General features: G+C 70.8%; 22 protein-coding genes and 2 tRNA genes. 19 read left to right on the top strand and 5 right to left on the bottom strand.

The window, feature by feature from the left end; translation table 11 throughout:
* Positions 1–57: 57 nt before the first annotated feature.
* Both LRD69_RS09685 and LRD69_RS09680 read left to right on the top strand, forming a co-directional pair.
* Complete coding sequence (locus LRD69_RS09685) at positions 58–651, top strand: hypothetical protein (RefSeq protein ID WP_277326152.1); 594 nt, start codon at positions 58–60, stop codon at positions 649–651.
* A 227-nt stretch (positions 652–878) separates the two neighbouring features.
* The gene (locus LRD69_RS09680) at positions 879–2,015 is read left to right on the top strand and encodes a hypothetical protein (protein ID WP_277326151.1); all 1,137 of its coding nucleotides are present in this window, start codon (positions 879–881) and stop codon (positions 2,013–2,015) included.
* Here the strand turns inward: LRD69_RS09680 and LRD69_RS09675 are convergent.
* A complete protein-coding gene (locus LRD69_RS09675) occupies positions 1,933–3,081 on the bottom strand; it encodes a M48 family metallopeptidase (protein WP_277326150.1) in 1,149 nt (382 codons plus the stop codon). The genes LRD69_RS09680 and LRD69_RS09675 overlap by 83 nt on opposite strands.
* A gap of 111 nt (positions 3,082–3,192) precedes the next feature.
* On the opposite strand from LRD69_RS09675, the gene LRD69_RS09670 reads away from it, so the two are divergent.
* The 9 genes from LRD69_RS09670 to LRD69_RS09630 all read left to right on the top strand — a co-directional run bounded on the left by LRD69_RS09670 (position 3,193) and on the right by LRD69_RS09630 (position 8,092).
* Positions 3,193–3,345, top strand: a complete 153-nt coding sequence (locus LRD69_RS09670; RefSeq protein ID WP_277326149.1) for a hypothetical protein — start codon at positions 3,193–3,195, stop codon at positions 3,343–3,345.
* Between the two features lie 84 nt (positions 3,346–3,429).
* A complete protein-coding gene (locus tag LRD69_RS09665; protein WP_277326148.1) occupies positions 3,430–3,594 on the top strand; it encodes a hypothetical protein in 165 nt (54 codons plus the stop codon).
* Between the two features lie 38 nt (positions 3,595–3,632).
* Positions 3,633–4,250, top strand: coding sequence for a nicotinate-nucleotide adenylyltransferase (nadD, locus tag LRD69_RS09660; RefSeq protein WP_277326147.1), 618 nt, complete (start codon positions 3,633–3,635; stop codon positions 4,248–4,250).
* Between the two features lie 19 nt (positions 4,251–4,269).
* Positions 4,270–5,946, top strand: coding sequence for an LCP family protein (locus LRD69_RS09655; RefSeq protein ID WP_277326146.1), 1,677 nt, complete (start codon positions 4,270–4,272; stop codon positions 5,944–5,946).
* 116 nt (positions 5,947–6,062) lie between these two features.
* On the top strand, positions 6,063–6,494 hold the full coding sequence (gene rsfS / locus LRD69_RS09650) for a ribosome silencing factor (protein ID WP_277326145.1): 432 nt from the start codon (positions 6,063–6,065) through the stop codon (positions 6,492–6,494).
* Entirely contained in the window at positions 6,491–7,144 is a 654-nt protein-coding gene (locus LRD69_RS09645) for a histidine phosphatase family protein (RefSeq protein WP_277329681.1), read from the top strand. Before rsfS ends, LRD69_RS09645 begins: the two co-directional genes overlap by 4 nt.
* Positions 7,145–7,287: 143 nt before the next feature.
* Positions 7,288–7,360: transfer RNA gene (locus LRD69_RS09640), tRNA-Ala, on the top strand.
* Between the two features lie 300 nt (positions 7,361–7,660).
* Positions 7,661–7,894 (top strand): hypothetical protein, encoded by a 234-nt coding sequence (locus LRD69_RS09635; RefSeq protein ID WP_015608461.1) that lies wholly within the window; start codon positions 7,661–7,663, stop codon positions 7,892–7,894.
* A 125-nt stretch (positions 7,895–8,019) separates the two neighbouring features.
* Positions 8,020–8,092, top strand: a tRNA-Ala gene (locus tag LRD69_RS09630).
* 73 nt (positions 8,093–8,165) lie between these two features.
* On the opposite strand, the gene LRD69_RS09625 is transcribed toward LRD69_RS09630, so the two are convergent.
* Both LRD69_RS09625 and LRD69_RS09620 read right to left on the bottom strand, forming a co-directional pair.
* Positions 8,166–9,743, bottom strand: coding sequence for an NADH-quinone oxidoreductase subunit NuoF family protein (locus tag LRD69_RS09625; RefSeq protein ID WP_277326144.1), 1,578 nt, complete (start codon positions 9,741–9,743; stop codon positions 8,166–8,168).
* On the bottom strand, positions 9,740–11,065 hold the full coding sequence (locus LRD69_RS09620) for a hypothetical protein (RefSeq protein ID WP_277326143.1): 1,326 nt from the start codon (positions 11,063–11,065) through the stop codon (positions 9,740–9,742). The genes LRD69_RS09625 and LRD69_RS09620 overlap by 4 nt, the downstream gene beginning before the upstream one ends.
* A gap of 428 nt (positions 11,066–11,493) precedes the next feature.
* Between LRD69_RS09620 and leuS the strand changes: the two genes are divergently transcribed.
* The 6 genes from leuS (at position 11,494) to LRD69_RS09590 (ending at position 21,279) form a co-directional block, all read left to right on the top strand.
* A complete protein-coding gene (gene leuS / locus LRD69_RS09615) occupies positions 11,494–14,367 on the top strand; it encodes a leucine--tRNA ligase (protein ID WP_277326142.1) in 2,874 nt (957 codons plus the stop codon).
* 150 nt (positions 14,368–14,517) lie between these two features.
* Entirely contained in the window at positions 14,518–15,234 is a 717-nt protein-coding gene (locus LRD69_RS09610) for a hypothetical protein (protein ID WP_277326141.1), read from the top strand.
* A gap of 194 nt (positions 15,235–15,428) precedes the next feature.
* Positions 15,429–16,274 (top strand): DegV family protein, encoded by an 846-nt coding sequence (locus tag LRD69_RS09605; RefSeq protein ID WP_277326140.1) that lies wholly within the window; start codon positions 15,429–15,431, stop codon positions 16,272–16,274.
* Positions 16,275–16,916: 642 nt separating this feature from the next.
* Positions 16,917–17,561, top strand: a complete 645-nt coding sequence (locus LRD69_RS31045) for a ComEA family DNA-binding protein (protein WP_346771903.1) — start codon at positions 16,917–16,919, stop codon at positions 17,559–17,561.
* Positions 17,558–20,131, top strand: coding sequence for a ComEC/Rec2 family competence protein (locus LRD69_RS09595; RefSeq protein WP_277326138.1), 2,574 nt, complete (start codon positions 17,558–17,560; stop codon positions 20,129–20,131). The genes LRD69_RS31045 and LRD69_RS09595 overlap by 4 nt, the downstream gene beginning before the upstream one ends.
* Before the next feature lie 263 nt (positions 20,132–20,394).
* Positions 20,395–21,279 (top strand): YceI family protein, encoded by an 885-nt coding sequence (locus LRD69_RS09590; protein WP_277326137.1) that lies wholly within the window; start codon positions 20,395–20,397, stop codon positions 21,277–21,279.
* Between the two features lie 59 nt (positions 21,280–21,338).
* On the opposite strand, the gene LRD69_RS09585 is transcribed toward LRD69_RS09590, so the two are convergent.
* A complete protein-coding gene (locus LRD69_RS09585) occupies positions 21,339–21,584 on the bottom strand; it encodes a hypothetical protein (protein WP_277326136.1) in 246 nt (81 codons plus the stop codon).
* Between the two features lie 84 nt (positions 21,585–21,668).
* On the opposite strand from LRD69_RS09585, the gene holA reads away from it, so the two are divergent.
* Positions 21,669–22,661 carry a DNA polymerase III subunit delta gene (holA, locus tag LRD69_RS09580; protein WP_277326135.1) on the top strand — a complete coding sequence of 331 codons (993 nt, stop codon included), beginning with the start codon at positions 21,669–21,671 and terminating at the stop codon, positions 22,659–22,661.
* Positions 22,662–22,965: 304 nt separating this feature from the next.
* On the opposite strand, the gene rpsT is transcribed toward holA, so the two are convergent.
* Entirely contained in the window at positions 22,966–23,232 is a 267-nt protein-coding gene (rpsT, locus tag LRD69_RS09575; RefSeq protein ID WP_277326134.1) for a 30S ribosomal protein S20, read from the bottom strand.
* Between the two features lie 215 nt (positions 23,233–23,447).
* Here rpsT and lepA point away from each other — a divergent pair, with 215 nt between their 5' ends.
* Positions 23,448–25,322: a translation elongation factor 4 gene (gene lepA / locus LRD69_RS09570; RefSeq protein WP_277326133.1), complete on the top strand. Its 1,875-nt coding sequence runs from the start codon at positions 23,448–23,450 to the stop codon at positions 25,320–25,322.
* The last annotated feature ends 149 nt before the right edge of the window (positions 25,323–25,471 follow it).

Here is a 25,471-nt window from a genome sequence, read left to right as displayed (position 1 = left end):
CCCGGCGAGTTTGCGGTCTCCCTGCCCAAAACGACCCGCCGGGGCTACGCTGAGGTTGTGCCGGACGACGTGGGGGGCAGGCCGTTCCCGGACGGCTGGGAGCCCGACGACGACCGCGGGGGCGCGGACAAGGACTTCGCCTCCGTGGTGTTCGACGAGGACTTCGTACGGGCCGCAGAGTTCCATGAACCCACCGCGGTCGAGCGGCTGTTGGCGGCTGCGCAGGCGCGCGCCGAGGCCGAGGCGGCCCGGGCCCGTGCGGGTGGCGGGCCTGCCGACGACGAGCTGTACGACGACACGTTCGGCCCGGGCGGCGGGTGCGGCCGCGGGAGCCCCTACGGCGACCCGCTGGACCCCGACGAGCTCGACGACTACGACAACGGCCCCTACGGGCGCCACGGCGGCGCCCTGCGCCCCTACCGCGGTGCCGCCCGGTGGCACCGCCCGGTGGCCTGGCTGCTCGCGCTGCTGATGGGCATCGGCATGGTCGCGCTGGCCTTCAGCGCCGTCTACCGGGGCGCCTCGGCCAATCGCCAGGACCAGGTCCCCCCGCCGGCCACCACCGGCGTGGACAGCGCACCGGGCGCCGTCGCGCCCTCCTCCACCCAGTACTCCCGGCCGGCGGTCTCCGCGGTCCCGCGTACGCCCTGATGCGCAGTAGCCCTGGCGTGTGAGAACTCGGACGAGTTCTCACACGCCAGCGCGTTTACCATCGCGGCAATCGACCTACCCTGAAAGTGTGACCCCTCGCCCCAGAGGGGGCTTCTCACTCGTCCGCGCATGCGAACTCGTGACGGACAGGCTCTGCCCGAGGCCTTACGGCTGAAGCAGGGCGTAGCGCGTCGGCTTCGGCCGGTGACGTGGAGTCGGGAGAAGTCATGACAGGCCGTGGAGAGCCTCCAGAAGGCGTACCCGAGAACGCAGCCGGCGGCGGTGAGGACGAATACCGGTCCGTCGTCTTCGACGAGTCGTTCGTCCGTGCTGCCCGGCTCCAGGAATTCTCTGCCCAGGAGCGGATGGGTGAGCACGCCCGTGCCGTACGCAGCCTCCCGGCCCATCATTTCCGTACCGGGTCACGGGCTGTCATCGCCCTGGTCGTCCTGATATCCCTCGCCTTCGCCGCAGCGGTCTACATGGGCTTCCGCAACCCGTACCAGGCACCCGTCGCCCGGCGCGTCGAGCCGCTCCGGTCCACCGTCGTCCCCCTGGCGCCCCGCGGCACCGTGCCCGGCGGCACGGCCGCCGACCTCTATGCCACCGGCCCCGCCGCGCACTTCCGGACAGGCGCCGCAGGCATCAACCTCCCGATGACCAGGCGGACCGACAACTTCTCGGACAGCCAGGTGACCACAGCGCTGATCACGGTCAAGGACTACCTGGTGGCGTCCTCCCTCGACCCCGATGTCCTCACCGGCGGCACGGTGCGGCCGGTGGAGCTGCTGCTCGACCCTGACCAGACAGGCCAGTTCGAGCGGAGCATGACCCGATCGGCCGACGACGGGCAGCACGCCGCAGCGGGCTGGCTGGTCCGGTTCGACCCGGCGAAGGTGGCGCTGGCCGACCCGGACATCCGGGTCCAGGGCACCCTGACCTACTCAGAGGCGGGGTCGGACACCCTGGAGGTGGTGTCGGACCACACCTTCACGTACGCCCTGCGCCCGGCCGTCTCCGGTCCCCAAGCGGCTGGCGGCATCTCGCTCTTCACCGTACGGCGCGAGCTGCACTTCCGCTTCGACCGGGAGGACCTGCGGCTGCACCGGCTGGAGCTGAGGACCAGCTATGTCCAGGCGGGGCCTCAGGCCTGCTCGCCCGACGTGAGCGGCGCCCTGCACCCGCTGCTCGCCGGTGAGCGCGCGGTCTCCCGCGGGCCGGCGGGCACCGACCCGTACGCCACGGGCCGGCCCGCGGCGGCGCTCTGCGGGACGCTGGACGTCAGCTCCCGGCAGTCCCGGGCCCCTGAGAGCTCCCCGGGTCCTCCGTCCCCGAGCGCCGGGTCCCTCCGGAGCCATCCGTAGCGCCGCCGTCCTTGCCTGCCGCACCACCGCCGTGGCCGCCGCCGGTGAACTTGTCGCGGAGCCTGCCGCCCAGGTCGCCCGCGCCGCCCGCGATGTCGCCCACGAGCTTCATCAACGGATCCTTGCTGGTGCGCACCGCATCGGCGTAGTGCGCAGCGGACTCCCGGAACGAGTCCGTCACCGACGTGTCCTTGTCCTCGTCGCGCCGCGGGTAGTGACCGTCCATGATCCGCTGGTAGTCGCGGCTCTCGGACCACTTCTTCAGTTCGGCCGCGCGCACCGTGGTGAACGGGTGGGAGCGGGGCAGCACATTGAGGATCTTGAGCACGGAATCGCGCAGGTCACCGGCCTTCTCGTATTCGTCCGCCTGGGCGAGGAAGGCGTCCACGTTCATCTCGTGGAGATGATTGCCGCCGGCGATCTTCATCAGACCGCGCATGGAAGCCTGCAGATCCTGGCCGACCAGCAGCCCCGCCCGGTCCGCGGACAGCTCCGACTTGCGGAACCACTCGCGCAGCGCCATCACGATCGTCATGATCGCCACATTGCCGAGCGGGATCCACGCGACCTTCAGTGCGAGATTGGTGAGGAACAGCAGGATCGTGCGGTAGACGGCATGACCGGAAAGGGCATGCCCCACCTCGTGACCGACGACCGCGCGCATCTCCTCCTCGTCGAGCAGCTCCACCAGGCCGGTCGTCACCACGATGATCGGCTCGTCGAGACCGATGCACATGGCATTCGGCTGCGGGTCCTGGTTCACATACATGGGAGGGACCTGTTCCAGGTCCAGGATGTAACAGGCGTCGCGCAACATGTCGTTGAGATGGGCGAACTGCGCGTCGCTCACCCGTACGGAGTCGGAAAGGAAGAGCAACCGCAGACTGCGCTCGGGCAGCAGGCCGCTGAGCGCCTTGAACACCGTGTCGAAACCGCTCAGCTTGCGCAGGGCCACCAGTGCCGACCGGTCCGCCGGGTGTTCGTACGCCCGGGACGAGATGCTCGAGAAGCGCCTGCGCTGCCTGCTCGGCACGTGCTCGTGACTCGATTGGCTGTTGTCGGTCATGAATTGGGCCCCCTGTTCGTACGAGTCATCGCTCGCCCCCTGACAAAACCCAGCGTAGGCGCTGGGGCTACGGTGTGCGGGGGGCTGTGGACAACTGAGGAGACGCCCAACATGCCGCACACCGTTGCTCTGCTCGCCGCCGCGTCCGAGGACCAGGGCCCGGGCAACACCCTTCGGATCGTGCTGCTCGCCTCGCTCGTCGGCGTGGCGTTGCTCGCCTGGTTCCTGCTGCGCGGATACCGCAACGACGACAACAACGACTGAGTCGGCGTGAGCGTGCCCGGGGCCCCCGCATACGATGTCCGCGACGTCTTCCTTCCGACTCCCGATCGATAGGTCCTGCCGAAGATGAGCCTCACGAGCACCGCGCACCAGCTGGTCACTCTCGCCTCCGAGGGCGGCGAGCACGGTGGTAACCACGAAAGCCTCAGCCCCTACCTCACCGGGGGTGGTGCGTTCATCACGCTGCTGCTCCTGCTGTGGATCACCACCCGCTTCAACCGCGACCGCTGAGGCGGAGGCGTACAGCTGTGCCAGTAGGCTCTGCACGCATGGGAGAGCAGGAAGTGCCTACCGGCCGCGGCAAACGCCGACTCGGCGTGATGGGCGGGACGTTTGACCCGATTCATCATGGACACCTGGTGGCGGCCAGCGAAGTGGCCGCCCAGTTCCACCTCGACGAGGTGATCTTCGTTCCGACCGGGCAGCCGTGGCAGAAGAGCCACAAGCAGGTGTCCCCGGCCGAGGACCGCTATCTGATGACGGTCATCGCGACGGCGTCCAACCCGCAGTTCTCGGTGAGCCGCAGTGACATCGACCGCGGCGGACCGACATACACGATCGATACGCTGCGGGACCTGCGTACGCTCCACGGCGACGCGGATCTCTTCTTCATCACCGGCGCCGACGCGCTCTCGCAGATTCTCACCTGGCGGGACGCCGAGGAGCTGTTCGCGCTCTCCCACTTCATCGGTGTGACACGACCGGGACATGTGCTGACGGACGACGGACTGCCGGAGGGCGGTGTCTCCCTCGTGGAGGTCCCGGCGCTCGCGATCTCGTCCACGGACTGTCGTGCGAGAGTCGCGCAGGGGGATCCGGTCTGGTACTTGGTGCCGGACGGCGTGGTCCGCTACATCGACAAGCGCCAGCTGTACCGCGGCGAATGAGCCACGGAAAGGGGCACCGGTGAACGACCGACAGAACCCGCACGACCCGTACTACCAGCAGCCGCAGATCGTCGGCTACGACGAATACGGGCAGCCGGTCTATCAGCAGCCCGGGCAGCAGGAGCAGCAACACCAGCAGCCCCAGGGGCAGTACGACCCGTATGCGCAGCAGCAGGGCTACGGGTACGACCCGTACGCCCAGCATCAGCAGGCCCAGCAGGCCCAGCAGCCTCAGCAGTACGACCCGTACGCCGCCCAACAGCCCCAGCCCCAGCCGCAGACCTACGGCTATGACGGATACGGCTACGACACCGGTCAGCAGCCGGCCGCGGTCGACACGACCGCGCAGTGGAACATCCCGCAGCAGGCCCCCGCGCCGGCCCCCGCTCCGCCCCAGCGGGAGCCGGAGCCGGTCGTTCCCGAGCAGCGCCGTGCGGACCGTGACTACGGCACCGAGCAGTTCTCCTTCATCGAGGAGCCCGACGAGGACTCCGAAGACGTCATCGACTGGCTGAAGTTCACCGAGAGCCGTAGCGAGCGGCGCGAGGAGGCCCGGCGCCGCGGCCGCAACCGGATGGTCGCGCTGATCGTCGTGGCGGCCCTGGTCGTGGTCGGCGGTGTCGGCTACCTCTGGTCCGCGGGGAAGATCCCGGGCCTCGGCGGCTCGGAGAAGCAGACCGCCGCGACGACGGGGCCGCAGCAGCGCGACGTCATCGTGGTCCATCTGCACAACACCAAGAAGGGCGGCACCTCGACGGCGCTGCTCGTCGACAACGTCACGACCAAGCAGGGCACCACGGTCCTGCTCCCCAACTCGCTCGCCGTCGCCGACGACGAAGGCAACACGACCACCCTCGGCAAGTCCGTCGACGACGACGGTTCCGACGGCACCCGCGAGTCGATCGACACCCTGCTCGGCACCAGGATCAGCGGTACGTGGCGGCTCGACACGCCGTATCTGGAGAACCTTGTCGAGCTGGTCGGCGGCATCGAGGTCGACACGGACACCGATGTACCCGACACCAAGAAGGGCGCGTCGCCGCTGGTGAAGAAGGGGCAGGCGCAGACCCTGGGCGGCCAGATGGCCGTTGCGTACGCCACCTATCGGGGTCCCGGTGAGGCCGAGACGAAGCAGCTCATGCGGTTCGGGCAGGTCATGCGCGGAGTGCTGCGGAAGATTTCGGACGATCCGAAGGCCGCCACGATCACCGTGCAGACCCTGGCGCAGATCCTCGACCCGTCGCTGCCCGAGAAGGACCTCGGCGCGTCCCTGGCGAAGCTCGCCGAACACGCCAAGATCGGCGACTACAAGACGGCACTGCTGCCGGTCCAGCCCGACGGCACCCTCACCGACGCGGCCACCGAGAGCGTCGTCAAGGACATCCTGGGCGGCACGGTGAAGGCCCCGGACAAGGACGCGGCCGTGCGGGTCGGCGTCAAGAACGGCACCGGGAACGAGGACGGTACGGAGTCCGCCCGGATCAAGCTGGTCAACGGCGGCTACGCCTTCGTCTCCGGCGGCAGCACCGGCACCGAGGCGTCGTCCGAGGTCGTCTACAAGGCCGCGGCCGACAAGGAGAAGGCGACCCAGGTCGCCAAGACCCTGGGCCTGCCGGCCACTGCGGTGAAGCAGGGCAAGCCCGCGGCGAACGCCGATGTGTCCGTCGTCCTCGGCCAGGACTACAAGATCAAATAGTCGGGGTTCCGCGCCCGGAGCGATCTTCGGGCGGGATCCCCGGAAGATCGCTGCGTGGGCTGTCGGCGGTCCGTGAGACCCTAGAGGTTGATCTGACCGCCGACGAAAGCCTGCTTGTGACCGCCACGGACCGCTCCATCGAGCTCATCAACGCCGCCGCTCAGGCGGCCGCCGACCGGCTCGCGCACGACATCATTGCGTACGACGTCAGCGACGTGCTGTCCATCACGGACGCCTTCCTGCTGGCCTCGGCCCCCAACGACCGCCAGGTCAAGTCGATCGTCGACGAGATCGAGGAGCGGCTGCAGAAGGAGCTCGGCGCCAAGCCGGTGCGCCGGGAGGGCGACCGCGACGCCCGCTGGATCCTCCTCGACTACGTCGACATCGTGATCCACGTCCAGCACAGCGAGGAGCGCGTCTTCTACGCGCTCGAGCGCCTGTGGAAGGACTGCCCCGAGATCGCGCTCCCCGAGGACGCCGTCAAGACCCGCGGCAAGGCCGAGGAGCACGCCCAGCTCACCGGCAGCACGGAAGGTGACCAGAGCTGAACGGCAGCAGCAGCGGCAGGGGCCGCAGGATCGTCCTCTGGCGACACGGCCAGACGGCGTGGAACCTCGAGCGCCGATTCCAGGGCTCCACGGACATCGACCTCACCGAGACCGGCGTCGGGCAGGCCCACCGGGCCGCCCGGCTGCTCGCCTCGCTGAAGCCGGATGCGATCGTCGCCTCCGACCTGCGACGGGTAGCGGCCACGGCCGCCGAGCTCGCCGCGATCACCGGGCTGGAGGTCGCCCATGACGCGGCGCTGCGCGAGACCTATGCGGGTGCCTGGCAGGGCCTCACCCACGACGAGATCGTCGAGCGGTACGGCGAGCAGTACGCCGCGTGGAAGCGCGGCGAGCCCGTGCGGCGCGGCGGTGGCGAGCTGGAGACCGAGGTCGCCGACCGGGCGGCCCCCGTCGTGCTCGATCACGCCGACAAGCTGCCCGACGGCGGCACGCTCGTCGTGGTCAGCCACGGCGGCACGATCCGCACCACCATCGGGCGGCTGCTCGGCCTGGAGGCGCACCACTGGGAAGGACTGGGCGGGCTCTCCAACTGCTGCTGGTCGGTGCTGGGCGAGGGCGCGCGCGGCTGGCGCCTGCTGGAGCACAACGCCGGCACGCTGCCCGAACCCGTGCTCGGTGACGACACGTAGCGCTCCTGCGCGGGAGGGCACGCCGGGGCTGTGCCCGGAAGCCGTCTCCGGGCGGCGTCGGCCGGATTTCACTTTCTGGCTGGTCGCAGGCTAGAGTTCTTCTTGTTCGCGGCGCGGAAACGCAGGGAAACAGAGCGAACAGCGGGGCTATAGCTCAGTTGGTAGAGCGCCTGCATGGCATGCAGGAGGTCAGGAGTTCAATTCTCCTTAGCTCCACAATCAAGATCCCGTCCCCATCAGGGGGCGGGATCTTTGCGTTGCCCCTCGCCCTTTGCGCCGCGTGTTGTGCGCCTCACACATCCGTATCCCGGAGGCCGATTTTCCACAGGGCTGACCCCCTTGCGGGGCCATGGCAGAATCGGGATCGCCGGAGGGGGAGACGGACCGAACGGGAGGGAGCGCGCGATGCCTGCGAGCCGCCACGAGGTCCCGGACCTGCCCCTCGTTCCCGAAGTTCCCGCGGTTCCTGAAGCCCTCGCGGCCTCCGAGTTCCCCGAAGGCGGCGTCGGCTGACTCATGGGTGCACACAGGCGGAAGTGCGACTGGTGCGGCAGCGGTACGCCCATCGTCAGGGACATGGACCCGATCAATCCCGAGTACCAGTACTGGTGCGAGGAGTGCGCGCGGGCGCTGATCATAAAAGGCGACCCGATCGAGACGTACCGCGAGCTGGAAGGGGAGCCGATCTATGGGCGGCTCCTGGAGGAGCACTGCACCCTCAAACGTTTCTACTCCTTCGCCACGGCCTGAGCCCCCGTCAGGGAAAGCGCCCAAATCGGCCCATACGGGCGCTTGGGGGAATCGATTTGGTGGTGGGCCGGGGTGACCGTGTAATGTTCTCGATGTCGCCAGGGAGACCGGGCGGAAAACAGCAAGGGGCTATAGCTCAGTTGGTAGAGCGCCTGCATGGCATGCAGGAGGTCAGGAGTTCAATTCTCCTTAGCTCCACAGTGAAGCAACGACAAGCGGGCCATCCGGATCGGATGGCCCGTTTGTCGTTTACGGGGTGTGTTCCCGCAGCTCAACTGCGGCCGCTGCCAAGAGCCTTCCGGCCGGTGCCCGGTGGCAGCGCGGGGCGTTCCGCCGGTGGCTGCTCGATGCGGAGCGCCAGCGCGGGGCACCGGCGCACAGCGCGCTGGGCGCGCCCTCGCAGATGCATCGGAACCGCGGCGTCCGCGAGCGCGGGATACCCGTCGGGGCCCAGCCTGATCAGCTCGGGGACGATGTCCGCGCAGAGGCCGTGGCCCTTGCAGAGCGTCCAGTCCACCGCCAGCTTCTCGCCGCTCGGAATGGACTCCTCCAGGTCCTGGTAGCCGGGCGCGGGCAGGGGCAGGACGCCGACCGTCTCCCGGCCGCAGCCGCCGTCCAGGACATGGGCGGCCAGGTCGTCCGTGAACGCGGACAGGGTCGAGGTCAGGAAGCGTGCGGAGCCGTCCGGGTGCTTGCAGGCGCCTCGGCCCTTCACCGCCTGCGTCACCTCGCGCAGCGCCTCCAGCGCCGCGGGGCCGCCGCCGTTCAGTACGTCGGAAAGTCCGCCGGCCGCGGCCGGCAGGCCCAGCTTGCACGGCCCGCACTGGCCGGCGGTCTCGGCGGCCAGCCAGTTCGCGATCCGCAGCGACTCGCCGAGCGGGCACGTCTCGGGCCCGATCGGCAGGATCGCTCCCGCGCCCAGCGCACCACCGGCGGCGGCCAGGGAGGCGCGGGAGACCACCGCGTCGTGCGTGGCCATCGCATCGATCCAGTTGCCGTGGTAACCGCCGGTCAACACGCCCTGGGGCAGCGGCGGCGCACCGGCCAGCTGGAGTACGTACCGCAGAGGCACGCCGGTGGGCACCTCGATGACCATCGGGCGTGCGACGGCGCCCGAGAGGGTGAGCAGCACCGTGCCGGGCTCGTCCGGCAGTCCGGTGTGCCCGTAGCGGCGGGCGCCGATCCTGGCGGCGACGGCGAGCTGCGCATACGTCTCCGCGTTCGAGAGCAGAGTGGGGGCGCCGCCGACGCCCGACTCCGCCGCCCGCTCGCGACGGCCCGGCGGCAGGGCGGGGCCGCCGCCCGCGGCCCTGATGACCGCCGAGGCCTCGCCGGAGACCATCCGCTCGGGGGTCCGCACCACCCGGGCGCGCAGCTGCTGTCCGCGCCGGTCGGAGAGGCCCCGCTCGGCGAGGGCGGCGCGTATGGAGATCTCCGTGGAGTTACGGGTGACGGCGACGATCAGCGTGCGGGCGCCGAGCGCCTCGGCCGCCAGCAACGCGCCGTCCAGGATGAGGTGGGGTGCGCGGTTCAGCAGGACGGTGTCCTTGCGGCAGGCCGGCTCGCCCTCGCTGCCGTTGATCACGACGACGGGACGCACCCCGCGCCGGATGGACGCCTTGGCGACCGCCCGCAGCTTCTTCCCGAAGGGGAAGCCCGCTCCGCCGCGGCCGCGCAGCGAGATGGCCTCGGCCAGCTCGGCCAGCCGCTCTCCGGTCATCGGTTCGAGCGGTCCGTGCACCTTCAGATGCATGGCGAGGTCGAGCCGCTCCACCAGGTCGAAGCCGGTGGTCAGCTGAGGGAGGCCGACGACGCGGACTTCGGGCACGTCGGGGAGTGGGAGGTTCACGGTCGGTCTCCTGCGGGTGCCTGCCAGGGTTCTCCGGCAGGAGGCGGATAGAGCGGTCCCGGCAGCGGTGCGGTGTCGTCGACGGCGCGCAGCGGCCCGGACGGCGTCTCTGCCGCGTACGGGTCGTACGGGTGCTCCTGGGCGGGCTCGTACGGAGGACGGAACGCCTGGGTCTGCGCCCGGGCCGGTGGTGCGGGTGACGGGGCGGGCCAGCGGCCCGACGGCTGCTGTGGGCCCGGCGCGGGGACCGGGACCGCGTTCTCGGCGGCCCGTGAGAGGGCGCGGTAGGCGGCGGATATGCCCGGGCCGGGGCCCGTGCGCCCGGGTTCCGTGCCTGCGACGGGCCCGGAGGCCGGGCCCGTGCCGAGGTCCATGTCCAGGCGGTCGGAGCTGCGCGGCGGAGCCTCGTACGCAGTCCCGTACAGCTGCGGGGCGGGTGCGGCCAGGGGGGTGCGCGGACGCTCGAAGGACGACGGCAGCGGAGTCCCGCGCAGGTCCCGGCCGAGTTCGTCGCGGGAGGGCCCGCGGTATCCGGGCCCGTCCTCCCGCCCCAGCGGGAGTACACCCTCGGCGCCGGGCAGCGGGGTCTCGCGGAGCACCGGATCCGGTTCGGAGGGGAGGGCGTCCGGCCTGATCAGAGCGGTGATCAGAAGGGTGATGCGGCGCCGCGTCGGCGGCGGCAGCAGCCGCAGGCACAGGGCGGCTGCCACCGCGACCAGGCAGAGGCTGTACATCACGACGACCCAGACGGCCGGCGCGCGGCCCGCGTACAGACCGTGGATCAGCGCCGCGCACCAGGCCGGATAGGACAGTGCGTGCAGGGCACGCCAGCGGCCCGCAACCCGGCCCGGGGTGGCGAAGGCACTGCGCAGCGCACCGGTTGCGGCGGCGACCACCATCAGCAGCCCGGCCAGCGAACCGAAGCCGATCAGCCCGGACGTGCCGCGCACGCCGAGGCCGAAGGGTATGAGGGCGCCGAGCAGTGCCACATGCCCGAGCGCGACCTTCACCGTGACATGCAGGAGCAGGAAGCCGAGCGAGGCGGCGGCGGCGGCACGGTGGATGCCCTGGCCGAGCAGCCGTTGCCGTGAGGTCAGGAACAGCCGGTCGGTGGCGATCAGGCCCCAGGCCACCGCGGCGGTGAGCGAGACCAGTGACAGGACACCGGTCGTGAAATCGAGTGCAGCGCGCAAGCTGTCGCTCCCTGCGACGGCGAGCAGAGGGATGAGAACCAGCACGGCGACGGTGAGCCCGCCTTGTACCGAGCGGTTCGGTCCGGCGCTCAAGGTGGGGGATGAGCGGATCTTGCGATGAGGGTTCATGGGGGCAACTCCGAATGGTTCGGCAAAGCGGTCCCGTTGCCGCATGCTAAGTCGCTCCATACCGGCCAGTACGGGGTTTGAACGGTTGCCCCGATAGAGGGCGGTACGCGGAGTAACCCCTGCTTCCCGGACGTTCCGCCACCGCCCTCGCGGGCGGTGCGGCCGCGGCCTTCCGGCACTGCGCCGTCATCTCCACGGTGCCGGTCCGCCCGCCGTTGTTCATGGAGCGGCTGCCCCGGCCGGGTTCCTGGCCCGTGCGGTACCCTGACGCCATGCGTGCCGTACGCCTTCTGCTTAGCGAGCCGCGCTGATCAGTCCCGACCGGTGTGAATGCCTGGTCGGAATCGGCGCGGCGTCCCCTCCTGTGCGAGGGGCTTTTTCGTTTCCGTAAGCGCTGGCAGATGACGATCGATGGAGCTTTGAGGATCATGAGCGAGACGAATTCCGCAGCCGAGACGGCTGCGCCGCACCGCTATACGGCGGCCATGGCTGCCGACATCGAGGCACGCTGGCAGGACTTCTGGGACGCCCACGGCACCTACGAGGCGCCGAACCCGACCGGCGATCTGAGCGGCGATCCGGAACTGGCCGCCAAGCCGAAGAAGTTCATCATGGACATGTTCCCGTACCCCTCGGGTGCGGGCCTGCACGTCGGTCACCCGCTGGGATACATCGCCACCGATGTCTTCGCGCGTCACCAGCGCATGACCGGGCACAACGTGCTGCACACCCTGGGCTTCGACGCCTTCGGCCTGCCGGCGGAGCAGTACGCGGTACAGACGGGTACGCACCCGCGCGCCTCCACCGAGGCCAACATGGAGAACATGAAGTCCCAGCTGCGCCGGCTGGGCCTGGGCCACGACAAGCGCCGCTCGTTCGCGACGATCGAGGCGGACTACTACAAGTGGACCCAGTGGATCTTCCTGCAGATCTTCAACTCCTGGTACGACACCGAGGCGGACCGCGCCCGGCCGATCGCCGACCTGGTCGCGCAGTTCGAGAACGGTGAGCGTACGACCCCGGACGGCCGCGACTGGAGCGCGCTGAGCGCCGTCGAGCGCGCCGATGTCCTGAGCCAGTACCGCCTGGCGTACGCCTCCGACGCGCCCGTCAACTGGTCGCCGGGGCTGGGCACCGTACTGGCCAACGAAGAGGTGACGGCCGACGGCCGCTCCGAGCGCGGCAACTTCCCCGTCTTCAAGGCCAAGCTGCGCCAGTGGAACATGCGCATCACCGCCTACGCCGACCGGCTGCTGAACGACCTGGACGGGCTGGACTGGCCCGAGGCGATCAAGCTGCAGCAGCGCAACTGGATCGGGCGCTCCGAAGGCGCACGCGTCGACTTCCCGGTCGACGGAGCCGGAGACATCACCGTCTTCACCACCCGCCAGGACACCCTGTTCGGCGCCACCTACATGGTGCTGGCGCCCGAGCACGACCTGGTGGAGCGGATCATTCCGGCCGCCTGGCCCGAAGGCACCCACCCGGTGTGGACCGGTGGACACGCGTCCCCGGCCGAGGCCGTCACGGCGTACCGCAAGCAGGCCGCCGCCAAGTCCGACGTGGAGCGCCAGGCCGAGGCGAAGGACAAGACCGGCGTCTTCACCGGCGCGTACGCGACCAACCCGGTCAGCGGCGAAAAGGTGCCCGTCTTCATCGCCGACTACGTCCTGATGGGCTACGGCACCGGCGCGATCATGGCCGTCCCGGCGCACGACGCACGTGACTTCGCCTTCGCGCGCGCCTTCGAGCTGCCGATGCGCTGTGTCGTCGAGCCGTCGGACGACCGTGGAACGGACCCCTCCACCTGGGACGACGCGTTCGCCTCGTACGAAGCGAAGCTGGTCAACTCCGCGAGCGACGAGATCTCGCTGGACGGCCTGGGAGTCGTCGACGCCAAGGCGAAGATCACCGCATGGCTGCAGGCGAAGGGCCTGGGCGAGGGCACCGTCAACTTCCGGCTGCGCGACTGGCTGTTCAGCCGTCAGCGCTACTGGGGCGAGCCCTTCCCGATCGTGTACGACGAGGAGGGCATCGCCCACTCGCTGCCCGAGTCGATGCTGCCGCTGGAGCTGCCGGAGGTCGACGACTACTCGCCGCGCACCTTCGACCCGGACGACGCCGACACCCAGCCCGAGACTCCGCTGTCGCGGAACGCCGACTGGGTCGACGTCACGCTGGACCTGGGCGACGGCAACGGCCCGAAGAAGTACCGCCGCGAGACCAACACCATGCCCAACTGGGCAGGTTCCTGCTGGTACGAGCTGCGCTACCTGGACCCGAACAACGACCGGCAGCTGGTCGACCCGGCGATCGAGCAGTACTGGATGGGCCCGCGGGAGGGCCGGCCGACCGGTGGTGTCGACCTGTACGTGGGCGGCGCCGAGCACGCCGTACTGCACCTGCTGTACGCGCGGTTCTGGTCCAAGGTCCTGCACGACCTGGGGTACATCTCCTCGGCCGAGCCGTTCCACAAGCTGTACAACCAGGGCATGATCCAGGCGTTCGTCTACCGGGACAGCCGCGGCATCGCGGTTCCGGCGGCCGAGGTCGAGGAGCGCGACGGGGCGTTCTACCACGGGGGCGAGAAGGTCAGCCGCGTCCTGGGCAAGATGGGCAAGTCCCTGAAGAACGCCGTCACGCCCGACGAGATCTGCGCCGAGTACGGGGCGGACACGCTGCGTCTGTACGAGATGGCGATGGGTCCGCTGGACGTGTCGCGGCCGTGGGACACCCGCGCCGTCGTCGGTCAGTACCGGCTGCTGCAGCGGCTGTGGCGCAACATCGTCGACGAGGAGACCGGTGAGGTCACCGTCGTGGACACCGAGCCCGGCGAGGACACGCTGCGCGCGCTGCACAAGGCCATCGACGGCGCCGGTCAGGACATGGCCGGGATGCGCTTCAACACCGCCATCGCCAAGGTCACCGAGCTGAACAACCACCTGACCAAGGTGGGCGGCCCGCTGTCGCGGTCCGTCGCCGAGCGGCTGGTGCTGCTGGTGGCGCCGCTGGCGCCGCACATCGCCGAGGAGCTGTGGCGCCGGCTGGGCCACACCGATTCGGTCGTGCACCAGGACTTCCCCGTCGCCGACCCGGCGTACGTCGTGGACGAGACCGTGACCTGCGTGGTGCAGATCAAGGGCAAGGTCAAGGCGCGGCTGGAGATCTCCCCGTCGATCACGGACGAGGAGCTGGAGGCGCTGGCCCTGGCCGACCCGGCAGTGGTCGCGGCGCTGGACGGAGCCGGGATCCGCAAGGTGATCGTCCGCGCACCCAAGCTGGTCAACATCGTCCCCGCCTGACGATCAGCGGCTGACCACTGATCGCCGCAGGGCGGTGTGAGGGCTTTCCCTTACGGGCAGGTTGGGGGTTTCGAAGGAACCCTCGGCCTGCCCGTTCCGTTTACCGTGGAGGGGCCGGTATTCGGAGCCGAATCGACACCAAGGGGCGTCATGGAAGCCGTGATCCTGATCCTGGGGCTGCTCTTTCTCGCGTTCATGGCCCTGGGCGTGTACGTGACCGTCAAGGTCGTCGGTGCGGCGAAGCGCGGCGTGGACCGCACGATCACGCAGGCGCGGCGCACGGTCGAGGAGACCGCGCTGCGGGCGAAGAGCTTCGGCCAGGCGGGCGTGGCCGGGGAGCTGGCGCAGCTGCGGCTCGCGCTGCGCACGTCCATGCGGGCCACGCAGGAGGCGCTGCAGACGGGTGCGGCCCAGGACGCCTCGCTGTCGGAGTCGCTGGGGCTGTTCCAGCGGCTGAGCGTGCACGGGCAGGAGCTCGACGAGGAGCTGAAGAGGCTGGAGCGCGAGCCCGACCGGACGACGGTCGCCTCGCTGCTGCCGGGCCTGAAGCAGCGCACGCAGCGGATCACGCACTCGGCGGACTCGCTGCGATGGGCCGCGCGCGACCGGGCACAGCGGTTCGCCGACGACGACCTGGAGGCGCTGAACGTGCAGATCGATGTCGAGGCGGGGGCGCTGCGGCACTGGACGGTGGAGGAGCCTTCGGGTGGTGCCGGGGCCAGTGCCGGGGCCGGGGGTGCGGGACCTGCGGGTGCGGCGGGTTCGGGTGTCGGCGCGGAGGGGCCGGACGCGCTCACGGCTCGGGACCCACGCGCACAGACCGGCTACCCGTGGCAGAAGACCGTCCGGCCCGAGACGACCAACTGAGCGGGCGAGGCGGGGCGGAGCGAGCGGAGCGCTTGGGTTCTGTGCCGGGCCGCCGTCGGGCGGCTGCCGAAGCGAAGCCCAGGCTCGAACCGATGTGATCGGTGATGGCAGGATGCGGCTTGAAGCGATCGGAAGTGATCATTCGGTCGGGGTCGGACTGCCGAGCCGACGCCCAGGCAGGTAACCTCCCGCTCATGTCCCGCCATGTCGCGATCGTCACCGATTCCACGGCCTACCTGCCGCCCCAGGCGATGGAGCGGCATGGCATCACCGCGGTGCCGCTGACCGTCGTCCTCGGTGATCAGGCGCTGGAGGAGGGCACCGAGATCTCGGCCCGCTCCCTCGCGCTGGCGCTCCAGAAGCGCCGTCCCGTGACGACGTCCCGGCCCAGCCCCGAGGTTTTCGCCGGCACGTACCGGGCGGTGGCCGAAGCGGGCGCGGCCGCCATCGTCTCGCTTCACCTCTCGGCCGAGTTCTCGGGCACCTATGACGCGGCGCTGCTCGCCGCGAAGGACGCCCCGGTGCCGGTACGGGTGGTGGACACCGGGATGGTAGCCATGGCCTTGGGATTCTGCGCCCTGGCGGCGGCCGAGACCGCGGAGACGGGCGGCAGTCTGGAGGAGGCGGTCGTGGCCGCGGAGAAGCGGGCCGCGGGCACCGCCGCGTACTTCTACGTCGACACACTGGACTATCTGCGCCGCGGCGGACGCATCGGTGCGGCCCAGGCCCTGCTGGGTTCGGCACTCGCGGTGAAGCCGCTGCTGCAGCTGGACGGTGGCCGGATCGAGCTGCTGGAGAAGGTGCGGACGGCCTCGAAGGCGATCGCGCGTCTGGAGGAGATCGTCGCCGAGCGGGCGGGCAACGGCCGGGTGGACATCGCCGTGCATCACCTGGCGGCGCCCGAGCGGGCCGAGCGGCTGGCGGAGCGACTGCGCGAGCGCGTTCCGGGGCTGGTGAATCTGCATGTCAGCGAGGTGGGCGCGGTGATCGGCGCGCACACCGGTCCCGGTCTGCTCGGAGCGGTGGTTTCGCCTCGCTGACCTCACTCGTGGGAGTGAGGGAGTTGTCCACAACTGCCTGGTTGTCCACCGGAATCGGGGCCGCTCAGCGGATTCGGACCGATGTGCCTAGCGTCGTGAGGCATGGCTTCCCGATCAGACCGTGCACCTCGTGAGCGTCGTGCGACCAGCGTAAGTGGACCCGGCCGCGCTGCGGCCTCGGGCGTGCGCGCCCGGCGTGGGCCCGGAAGCGGCCCGCGGCCCGGCTCCGGACCCGGGCGGCGACGGGCGTTGCGTGGCCGCGCCGCCGTTGTCGCGGCGGCTTCGCGGCGGCGCGCGGACGCGCTCATGGCGGGTGCGTACGGGGGGCGCGTCGCCCGGCCGGTGGTCGGCCCGGCACCGCTTCCGGTGCCGGCCGCGCCCCCGGCATTCGCCGAGCCGGAGCCTGTCGATCCGGCCGAGGAGAGCGTGCGGAGGGCGGTCACGGATGCGGCGGCGACCTTTCCCGCGGGGGCCGTTCCGGCGGCATCGGTTCCGGTGGCGCCGTCTCCGGTCGCGCCGTCTCCAGTCGAGACAGGGCGCTGGGAGCGGTTGGTTCCGGCGGTGCGGGAGCGGCTGCCGATGTGGTTGCAGCTCAGATGCGGTCTCGAACCGAGAACGCTCGCTGCTCTTGCCGTCCTTCTGGTGGCTGCCGCGGTGTTCGCCGCTGTCCACTTCTGGTCCGCGCGCCCGCAGTCCGTCCGCGCTCCCGATCCGGTCAGCGAGGGCGTGCACGCCCCGGCATCGGAATCGGCCGCGGACCCGACCATGGATCCGGGCGTGGGCCGGGCCCGCACACCCGATCCGTCGCCCGGTCCGCCGCCCGCCGGCGGGCCGGGTGGGCAGATCGTCGTCGATGTGAGCGGCAAGGTGCGGCGGCCCGGCATCTACCCCTTGCCCACGGGCGCGCGGGTCGCCGATGCACTGCGGGCGGCCGGCGGGGTGCGGACCGGTGTGGATCTCACCGGGCTCAACCGGGCGCGGGTGCTCATGGACGGGGAACAGGTCGTGGTCGGCGCGCTGCCCGGGTCACCCGTCTCCGGCGTCCCGGGAGGAGCCGCCACGGGCGGCGCGTCCACCGGCGGCGGTTCAGCGGCCGGACCGGTCAGCCTCAACAGCGCGACGGTGGAACAGCTGGACACCTTGCCCGGTGTCGGCCCGGTTCTCGCCCAGCACATCGTCGACTACCGCACGCAGCACGGCGGCTTCCGGTCCGTCGGTGAACTCCGCGAGGTCAATGGGATCGGCGACCGCCGCTTCGCGGATCTCCAGCCGTTGGTGCGGCCATGAGCAGCCCGGAGGACGTGCGGCGGGACGTTCATGCGGTGCCGGGCCGGGGGCCGGGCGGCCGCGACCCGCACCAGGAGGGTCCGGTCGATCTGCGGCTCGTCCCGCCGGCCCTGGCGGCCTGGGCCGCCGCGGCCCTCGCTGCGGGGGCGCCGGGCCGTGGGACGGCCGTGGGGGCGGCGTTCTGCCTCGTCGCCGGCCTGGTGCTCCTGGGCCTGGCACGGTCACCGGCGGCCCGGACCGGGCCCGCTCGGCCGGCCGACGACGGGAACGGGTCCGGTGGCGGGGACGCCCGGGACGGCGGGGGGAGCGACGCACGGAACCGGCGGCGACTTCACGCCACTGCTGCGGCCGCCGCACTGCTCTGCGCGGCCGCCGGGGCGACGGCCGCCGGGCTTCACACCGCCTACGTACACCAGGAGCCGGTCCACGGCCTTGCGCAGCGCTTCGCGAAGGTCGAGGCGGAGGTGACCGTCACCTCCGACGCGCGGCAGACCCGGCCCCAGGTCCGCGGGGACCACAGCACCCGGGCCGCCCTTCTCCTCGACGCCGAGATCACCCGGTTGACGGCGCCCGACGGTGCGGTCACCAGGCTGCACACGCCGGTACTGGTGATCGTGTCGCCCGGCCGTTCAGTGGCCCGGTGGCAGCAGCTGCTGCCGTCCACCCGGCTGCACCTGCACGGCCGCCTCGCGCCGCCCCTGCACAGCGGGGAGCGCAACGCCGCCGTTCTGCGACCGGACGGAAAGGGCCCGCCCCGCGTCACCGGGCCTCCCACCCTCCTCCAGCGCACGGCGGGCGGTCTGCGCGCCGGGCTGCGCAGGGCGACCGAGGGGCTGGACCCCGATGCGCGGGCGCTGCTGCCGGGGCTCGTCGTCGGTGACACCTCACAGGTCACCCCGGAACTGCACGATGCCTTCCGAGCAGCCGACCTGACGCATCTGATGGCCGTATCCGGTGCCAACCTGGCGATCCTGCTCGTGCTGCTCATCGGGCCGGCCGGCACTGCGCTCCGGGCCGAACGCCGCGGTCTCGCACCCCGGTTGGGCATCTCGCTGCGGATGACAGCGCTGCTCGGCGGCGGGCTCACCCTCGCGTTCGTTCTTGTCTGCCGGCCGGAGCCGAGCGTGCTGCGCGCCGCGGCCTGCGGGCTGATCACGTTGCTGGCCATCGGCACGGGGCGCAGGCGGTCCCTGATTCCCGCACTGGCAGCCGCTGTTCTGCTGCTGGTGCTGTACGACCCGTGGCTGTCGCGCAGTTATGGCTTCGTGCTCTCCGTCCTGGCCACCGGGGCGCTGCTCACCGTCGCGCCGCGCTGGAGTGCCGCGCTGCAGCGGCGCCGGGTGCCGCCCCGGCTGGCGGAGGCGCTGGGTGCGGCCGCGGCGGCGCAGGCGGTGTGCGCGCCGGTGGTCGTGATGCTTGCCTCCCGGGTCAGCCTGGTGGCGATCCCGTGCAACCTGCTGGCCGAGTTCGCGGTGGCACCCGCCACGGTCCTCGGGTTCGCCACGCTCGCCCTGGCGCCGGTGGCCATGCCGGCGGCCGAGCTGCTCGCCCGTATCGCGGGATGGCCGGCCGGGTGGATCGCCTCCGTGGCCCGCGCCGGAGCGGCGCTGCCCGGCGCGGAGGCCGACTGGCCCGGCGGCGGGCGGGGAGCGTTGCTGCTTGCCGCCCTCACGGTACTCGTGGCGCTGTCCGCCCGCCGCGTCGCGCGCCACCCCTGGATCTGTTCGGCCGTGGCTCTGCTGCTGATCCTCGCGGTGCTGAGACCGGTGCCGCTGACCCGCATACTGACCCGATGGCCGCCGCCGGACTGGGCGTTCGTGATGTGCGACGTGGGTCAGGGCGACGCCATGGTGCTCGCGGCCGGGGACGGCGAAGGCGTGGTCATCGACACCGGGCCCGACCCGCGGCTCGCCGACCGGTGCCTGCGCGACCTGGGCATCACCCGGGTTCCCCTGCTGCTCCTCACCCACTTCCACGCGGATCATGTCCGAGGGCTGCCTGGCGTGTTGCGAGGCAGAGCCGTGGGCGCGATCCAGACGACGGGTCTGGACGAACCGCCGGAACAGGCCGCGTTCGTCCGCAGAACGGCCTTCGCGGCTCGGGTCCCCGTGGTGCGGGCGGTCGGCGGGGAGCGGCGCCGTATCGGTCCGCTCGACTGGCGGGTCCTGTGGCCGACGGGCGGTGCGCCCGCCGCGCCCGTACCTCAGGAGCCGAACGATGCAAGCGTCACGCTGTTCGTACGGACCGGCGGACTGACCCTGCTGCTCCTGGGGGACCTCGAACCACCGGCCCAGCAGGGGTTGTTGCGGCAGTACCCGGCGCTGCCACGGGTGGATGTCCTCAAGGTCGCCCATCATGGCTCCGCCCACCAGGACCCCGCGTTGCTGCGCAGCGCCCGTCAGCGGCTCGCGCTGGTGAGCGTGGGTAGGGACAACCCGTACGGGCACCCGGCGGCCGGTACCGTCGAGGCGCTCAGATCCGGGGGAGCGGCGGTGCTGCGCACGGACCGGGACGGCGCGATCGCGGTGACCGGCGCCGGGCCGGGGCTGCGGGCGGTGGCGCGCTCATGATGGTGGCCGGCAGGAGCGTCGGCCGGGACCATACGAACCCGCGGTCCGCAAGGCGGACAAGTCCGGCCCGAATGGCTGGCGCACACAAGCGGAACGTTCAATTCGGACCTTCGGTAACACCTCTACCCAAGCCACATCCAGACCCTCCGTTTGCCTCGAACGCCCCAAGGGTGATCGAATGCATGCTCGTCGGCGGGCCGCTGCTCCGACAACGACGTCCAGCCGTCAGGCCCCAAGGTGAATCTCCCCCGGGGGTACTGAAGATGTTCGGCCGTTGGCTCGGAAGCAAGAACGCGACCCGCACGGCGGGCGCCAACCCGCTCACCGGGCTCGCGGTGCCGCGTACTGCGGGAGTGCTGAGCTGTCGTGTGCTCGACCCCGTCAACGTGGCTGTGCAGCAGGCCGAGTTCGTGGTCACGGACAGTGCGGGCCGTAAGGTCGTCGGCGGTGAGACGGACCCCTTCGGGAACGTCCTCGCCACGGTCCCGGCGGGTGACTACCGGCTGGCGGTCACGGCGGACGGCTTCACCCCGTTCCACGGTGCGGCCACGGTTGACGAGGGCGGCCACGCGGGCCTCGGGGACGTGATGCTCCAGGTCTCGCCGCCCCCGCAACTGCCCGCCCCCGGGGACTGGGAGATCGAGCCGAACCACTCCCAGATCGGTTTCACAGCCCGTCACATCGGGCTGGCCCGCATCCACGGCCGGTTCAACACGTTCGCCGGTGCAGTACGGATCGCCGACCGCATGGAGGACTCCGCCATGCACGTCATCATCGATGCCGCGTCGATCGACACGAACGTGCAGATGCGCGACGACCATCTGCGCTCCGGTGACTTCCTCGACGTCGGGCGCTACCCGACGCTGGAGTTCTACAGCGACCGCTTCATCCACCGGGGCGGCAGCCGCTGGGGTGTGAACGGCGCACTCACCCTGCACGGCGTCAGTCGTACCGTGACGCTGGACACCCAGTACCTCGGCCTCGGCAACGGGCTCGAGGGCGAGACCCGGGCCGCCTGCCGGGCCACCACCGAACTGCACCGCGAGGACTTCACCCTCACCTGGCAGACGATGCTGGCCCGCGGTATCGCGGTCGTCGGGCCCAGCATCGAGATCGACATGGACATTCAGATCGTCCCCAAGAGCTGAGTCCGGGGGCTGCGCATCCGGGGGCGGTGCATCCAGCGGGGAGCGGGGCGGCCCAAGGGCTACGGCGCCTCCAGCCAGCCCTCGTACTCCGCCGCGAACGCATCGAGCGCCGCGGAGTCCAGCCGGCCGGCCGGGTCCTCGACGACCACCAGCCACTGGGCGTCCTCGGCGTCGTCCTCGCCGGCCAGTGCGTCACGTACGAGCTGGGGTTCCTCGGCGACCCCGAAACGGTCGCCGAGCTCTCCGGCCACCTCCTCCGCCGTATCGCGGTCGGGCAGCACCAGCACATGTCTCACGTCGCTCACCTGCCCATTCTCCGGTACGGGGACGGGTGCGGGGGCAAGCCGGGGAAACCGGGCTGTCGGTGGGGCGTGGGATGCTGGACGGCGATGGCCACCAGAAGGAATTCCACCGACGATCCGCTCGCCCCCCTCACGCTGGCCGTGGGGCAGGAGGACCTGCTCCTCGACCGCGCCGTGCAGCAGGTGGTGGCGGCGGCCCGCGCGTCCGACGCCGATACGGACGTCCGCGACCTCACCCCCGATCAGCTCCAGCCGGGCACTCTTGCCGAGCTGACGAGCCCGTCGCTCTTCGCCGAGCGCAAAGTGGTGATCGTGCGCAATGCGCAGGATCTCTCCGCCGACACGGTGAAGGACGTCAAGGCGTACCTGGGTGCGCCGGTCGAGGAGATCACGCTGGTGCTGCTCCATGCGGGCGGCGCCAAGGGCAAGGCGCTGCTGGACGCGGCGCGCAAGGCGGGTGCGCGGGAGGTCGCCTGCCCGAAGACGACCAAGCCCGCGGAGCGGCTCTCGTTCGTACGGTCGGAGTTCCGGGCACTGGGGCGCTCCGCGAGCCCCGAGGCCTGCCAGGCGCTCGTCGACTCCATCGGCAGCGATCTGCGCGAGCTGGCGAGTGCGGTGTCGCAGCTGGTCGCGGACGTCGAGGGAACGATCGACGAGGCGGTGGTCGGGCGCTACTACACCGGCCGTGCGGAGGCGTCCAGTTTCACGGTCGCCGACCGGGCGGTGGAAGGGCGGGCGGCGGAGGCGCTGGAGGCGTTGCGCTGGTCGCTGTCGACCGGAGTGGCGCCCGTGCTGATCACCAGTGCGCTTGCGCAGGGCGTCCGGGCGATCGGCAAGCTGTCCTCGGCGCACGGGGGCCGGCCGGCGGATCTTGCGCGTGAGCTGGGGATGCCCCCGTGGAAGATCGACCGGGTGCGGCAGCAGATGCGGGGGTGGACGCCGGACGGCGTCGCAACGGCGCTGCGGGCGGTCGCGGAAGCGGACGCGGGGGTGAAGGGGGGCGGGGACGACCCCGAGTACGCCCTCGAGAAGGCCGTCGTCGCTGTTGCGCGGGCTGCACGGGCAGGGCGCGTGCGGTGACCGGGGGCGGGGCGGGGACGAGCACCCGGGGCGGCCCGGCACCGCTTCGTCCTCGCTCTCTCCCATGGCGTCGAGGCAGCGGGGGACCCCCTCGACGCGCTTGAAGGTGCCGGGTGGACCTCGAACTGGCGCGGCATGCCGAAGGCCCCGGTCGTGGCTCTGGGGAGAGCGACGACCGGGGCCTCGGTTCATGCTGTGTGCGCCGCACCCGCGTGGCGAACGCAGGTTCGGTGTGCGGCACGGGGGCCGGGCAGGGGCAGGAGAGAGGGCCCGCTGGTCCGTTCCGGCAGTTACATCAGAAAGCTCAGCCCTGGAGGGCGGCAACCTTGGAGGACAGCGCCGACTTCTTGTTGGCGGCGGCGTTCTTGTGGATGACGCCCTTCGAGACAGCCTTGTCGAGTGCGCGCGAAGCGTCGCGAACGGCCACAGTGGCCTTCTCGACGTCGCCCGCCACGACGGCCTCGCGGGCCTTGCGGATCGCGGTCTTGAGCGAGGACTTGACGGCCTTGTTGCGCAGGCGCGCCTTCTCGTTCGTCTTGTTCCGCTTGATCTGGGACTTGATGTTCGCCACGAAAGAGCCTTTTCAGGTTCGTTGGATCTTCGATGTGCGCCCCGCCGCCCGTAAGAGCCACGAGGCACAGCTGTCAACGGTACCAGCCGCGCTCGGACCGGCCCAAACCGGTCTCTGCCCCGCAGCCGTGGGACGATGGAAGCTACGTATCGATCCGACCGACCCGACATCGACCCGAGACACGGCGTTCGGCGTCTCAAGAATCAGGACCCTGCGTGCCCGCGACTCCTACCAACGTGCCCGAGCCGAGCCGTACCGACCCGGCGCTGATCCGCAACTTCTGCATCATCGCTCACATCGACCACGGCAAGTCGACCCTTGCCGACCGGATGCTTCAGCTGACGGGCGTGGTCGACCAGCGGCAGATGCGCGCTCAGTACCTCGACCGGATGGACATCGAGCGCGAGCGCGGCATCACCATCAAGTCCCAGGCGGTCCGTCTGCCGTGGGCGCCCACCACGGGCGAGGGCGAGGGCCGCACCCACGTCCTCAACATGATCGACACCCCGGGCCACGTGGACTTCACCTACGAGGTCTCCCGCTCGCTCGCCGCCTGCGAAGGCACGGTCCTGCTGGTCGACGCCGCGCAGGGCATCGAGGCCCAGACGCTGGCCAACCTCTACCTGGCGATGGAGAACGACCTCACCATCGTTCCGGTGCTCAACAAGATCGACCTGCCGGCCGCGCAGCCGGAGAAGTTCTCCGAGGAGCTGGCCAACCTCATCGGCTGCCAGCCCGAGGACGTGCTCAAGGTCTCCGCGAAGACCGGCATCGGCGTGGACGCCCTGCTGGACCGGGTGGTCAGGGACGTTCCGCCGCCGGTCGGCAAGGCCGACGCCCCCGCCCGCGCGATGATCTTCGACTCGGTCTACGACTCGTACCGTGGCGTCGTCACGTACGTCCGTGTCGTCGACGGTCAGCTCAACAAGCGCGAGCGCATCAAGATGATGTCCACCGGTGCCACCCACGAGCTGCTGGAGATCGGTGTCTCCTCCCCGGAGATGACCCCGGCGGACGGCCTCGGTGTGGGCGAAGTGGGCTACATCATCACCGGTGTGAAGGACGTCCGGCAGTCCAAGGTCGGTGACACGATCACCTCCCTGAGCAAGGGCGCGACCGAGGCGCTGGGGGGCTACAAGGACCCCAAGCCGATGGTGTTCTCGGGTCTGTACCCGTTGGACGGCTCGGACTACCCGGACCTGCGCGAGGCCCTCGACAAGCTCCAGCTCAACGACGCCGCCCTGGTGTACGAGCCGGAGACCTCCGCGGCCCTCGGCTTCGGCTTCCGGGTCGGCTTCCTCGGCCTGCTGCACCTCGACGTGATCCGCGAGCGGCTGGAGCGCGAGTTCGGCCTGGAGCTCATCGCCACCGCCCCCAACGTGGTCTACCGCGTCGAGATGGAGGACGGCAGCGAGCACACCGTCACCAACCCGAGCGAGTTCCCCGAGGGCAAGATCGACAAGGTGCACGAGCCGGTCGTGCGTGCCACCGTCCTCGCCCCCAGCGAGTTCATCGGCGCGATCATGGAGCTCTGCCAGAACCGGCGCGGCACGCTGCTCGGCATGGACTACCTCTCCGAGGACCGGGTCGAGATCCGGTACACCCTGCCTCTCGCCGAGATCGTCTTCGACTTCTTCGACCAGCTGAAGTCCAAGACCCGTGGCTACGCCTCGCTCGACTACGAGCCCACCGGCGAGCAGTCCGCCCAGCTCGTCAAGGTCGACATCCTGCTGCACGGCGACAAGGTCGACGCGTTCTCCGCGGTCACGCACAAGGACAAGGCGTACGCGTACGGCGTGCGGCTCGTCGCCAAGCTGCGTGAGCTCATCCCGCGGCAGAACTTCGAGGTGCCGATCCAGGCGGCCATCGGCTCCCGGGTCATCGCGCGTGAGACCGTCCGCGCCATCCGCAAGGACGTCCTCGCCAAGTGCTACGGCGGTGACATCTCCCGTAAGCGGAAGCTGCTGGAGAAGCAGAAGGAAGGCAAGAAGCGGATGAAGATGGTCGGCAATGTAGAGGTGCCGCAGGAGGCCTTCATCGCCGTGCTGTCGACGGACGAGTCGGGCGGCGAAAGCAAGGGCAAGAAGTAGCTCCCGGCGGATCCTCGTTCCGGACCCGGCTCTGCCCGCGGCTTCCCGTCCGCCGCTCCACCAGCCGGTAGTACGGCCGACCCCTGCGTCGCAGCAACCCTGCGGCGTGGGGGTCCGTTCGTTATGAAGCGGCGTCCGATTCCCTCTTA

It is taken from the genome of Streptomyces sp. JH14, assembly GCF_029428675.1.
Classification (GTDB): Bacteria; Actinomycetota; Actinomycetes; order Streptomycetales; family Streptomycetaceae; genus Streptomyces.
This window is presented reverse-complemented; position numbering and strand designations above follow the sequence as displayed.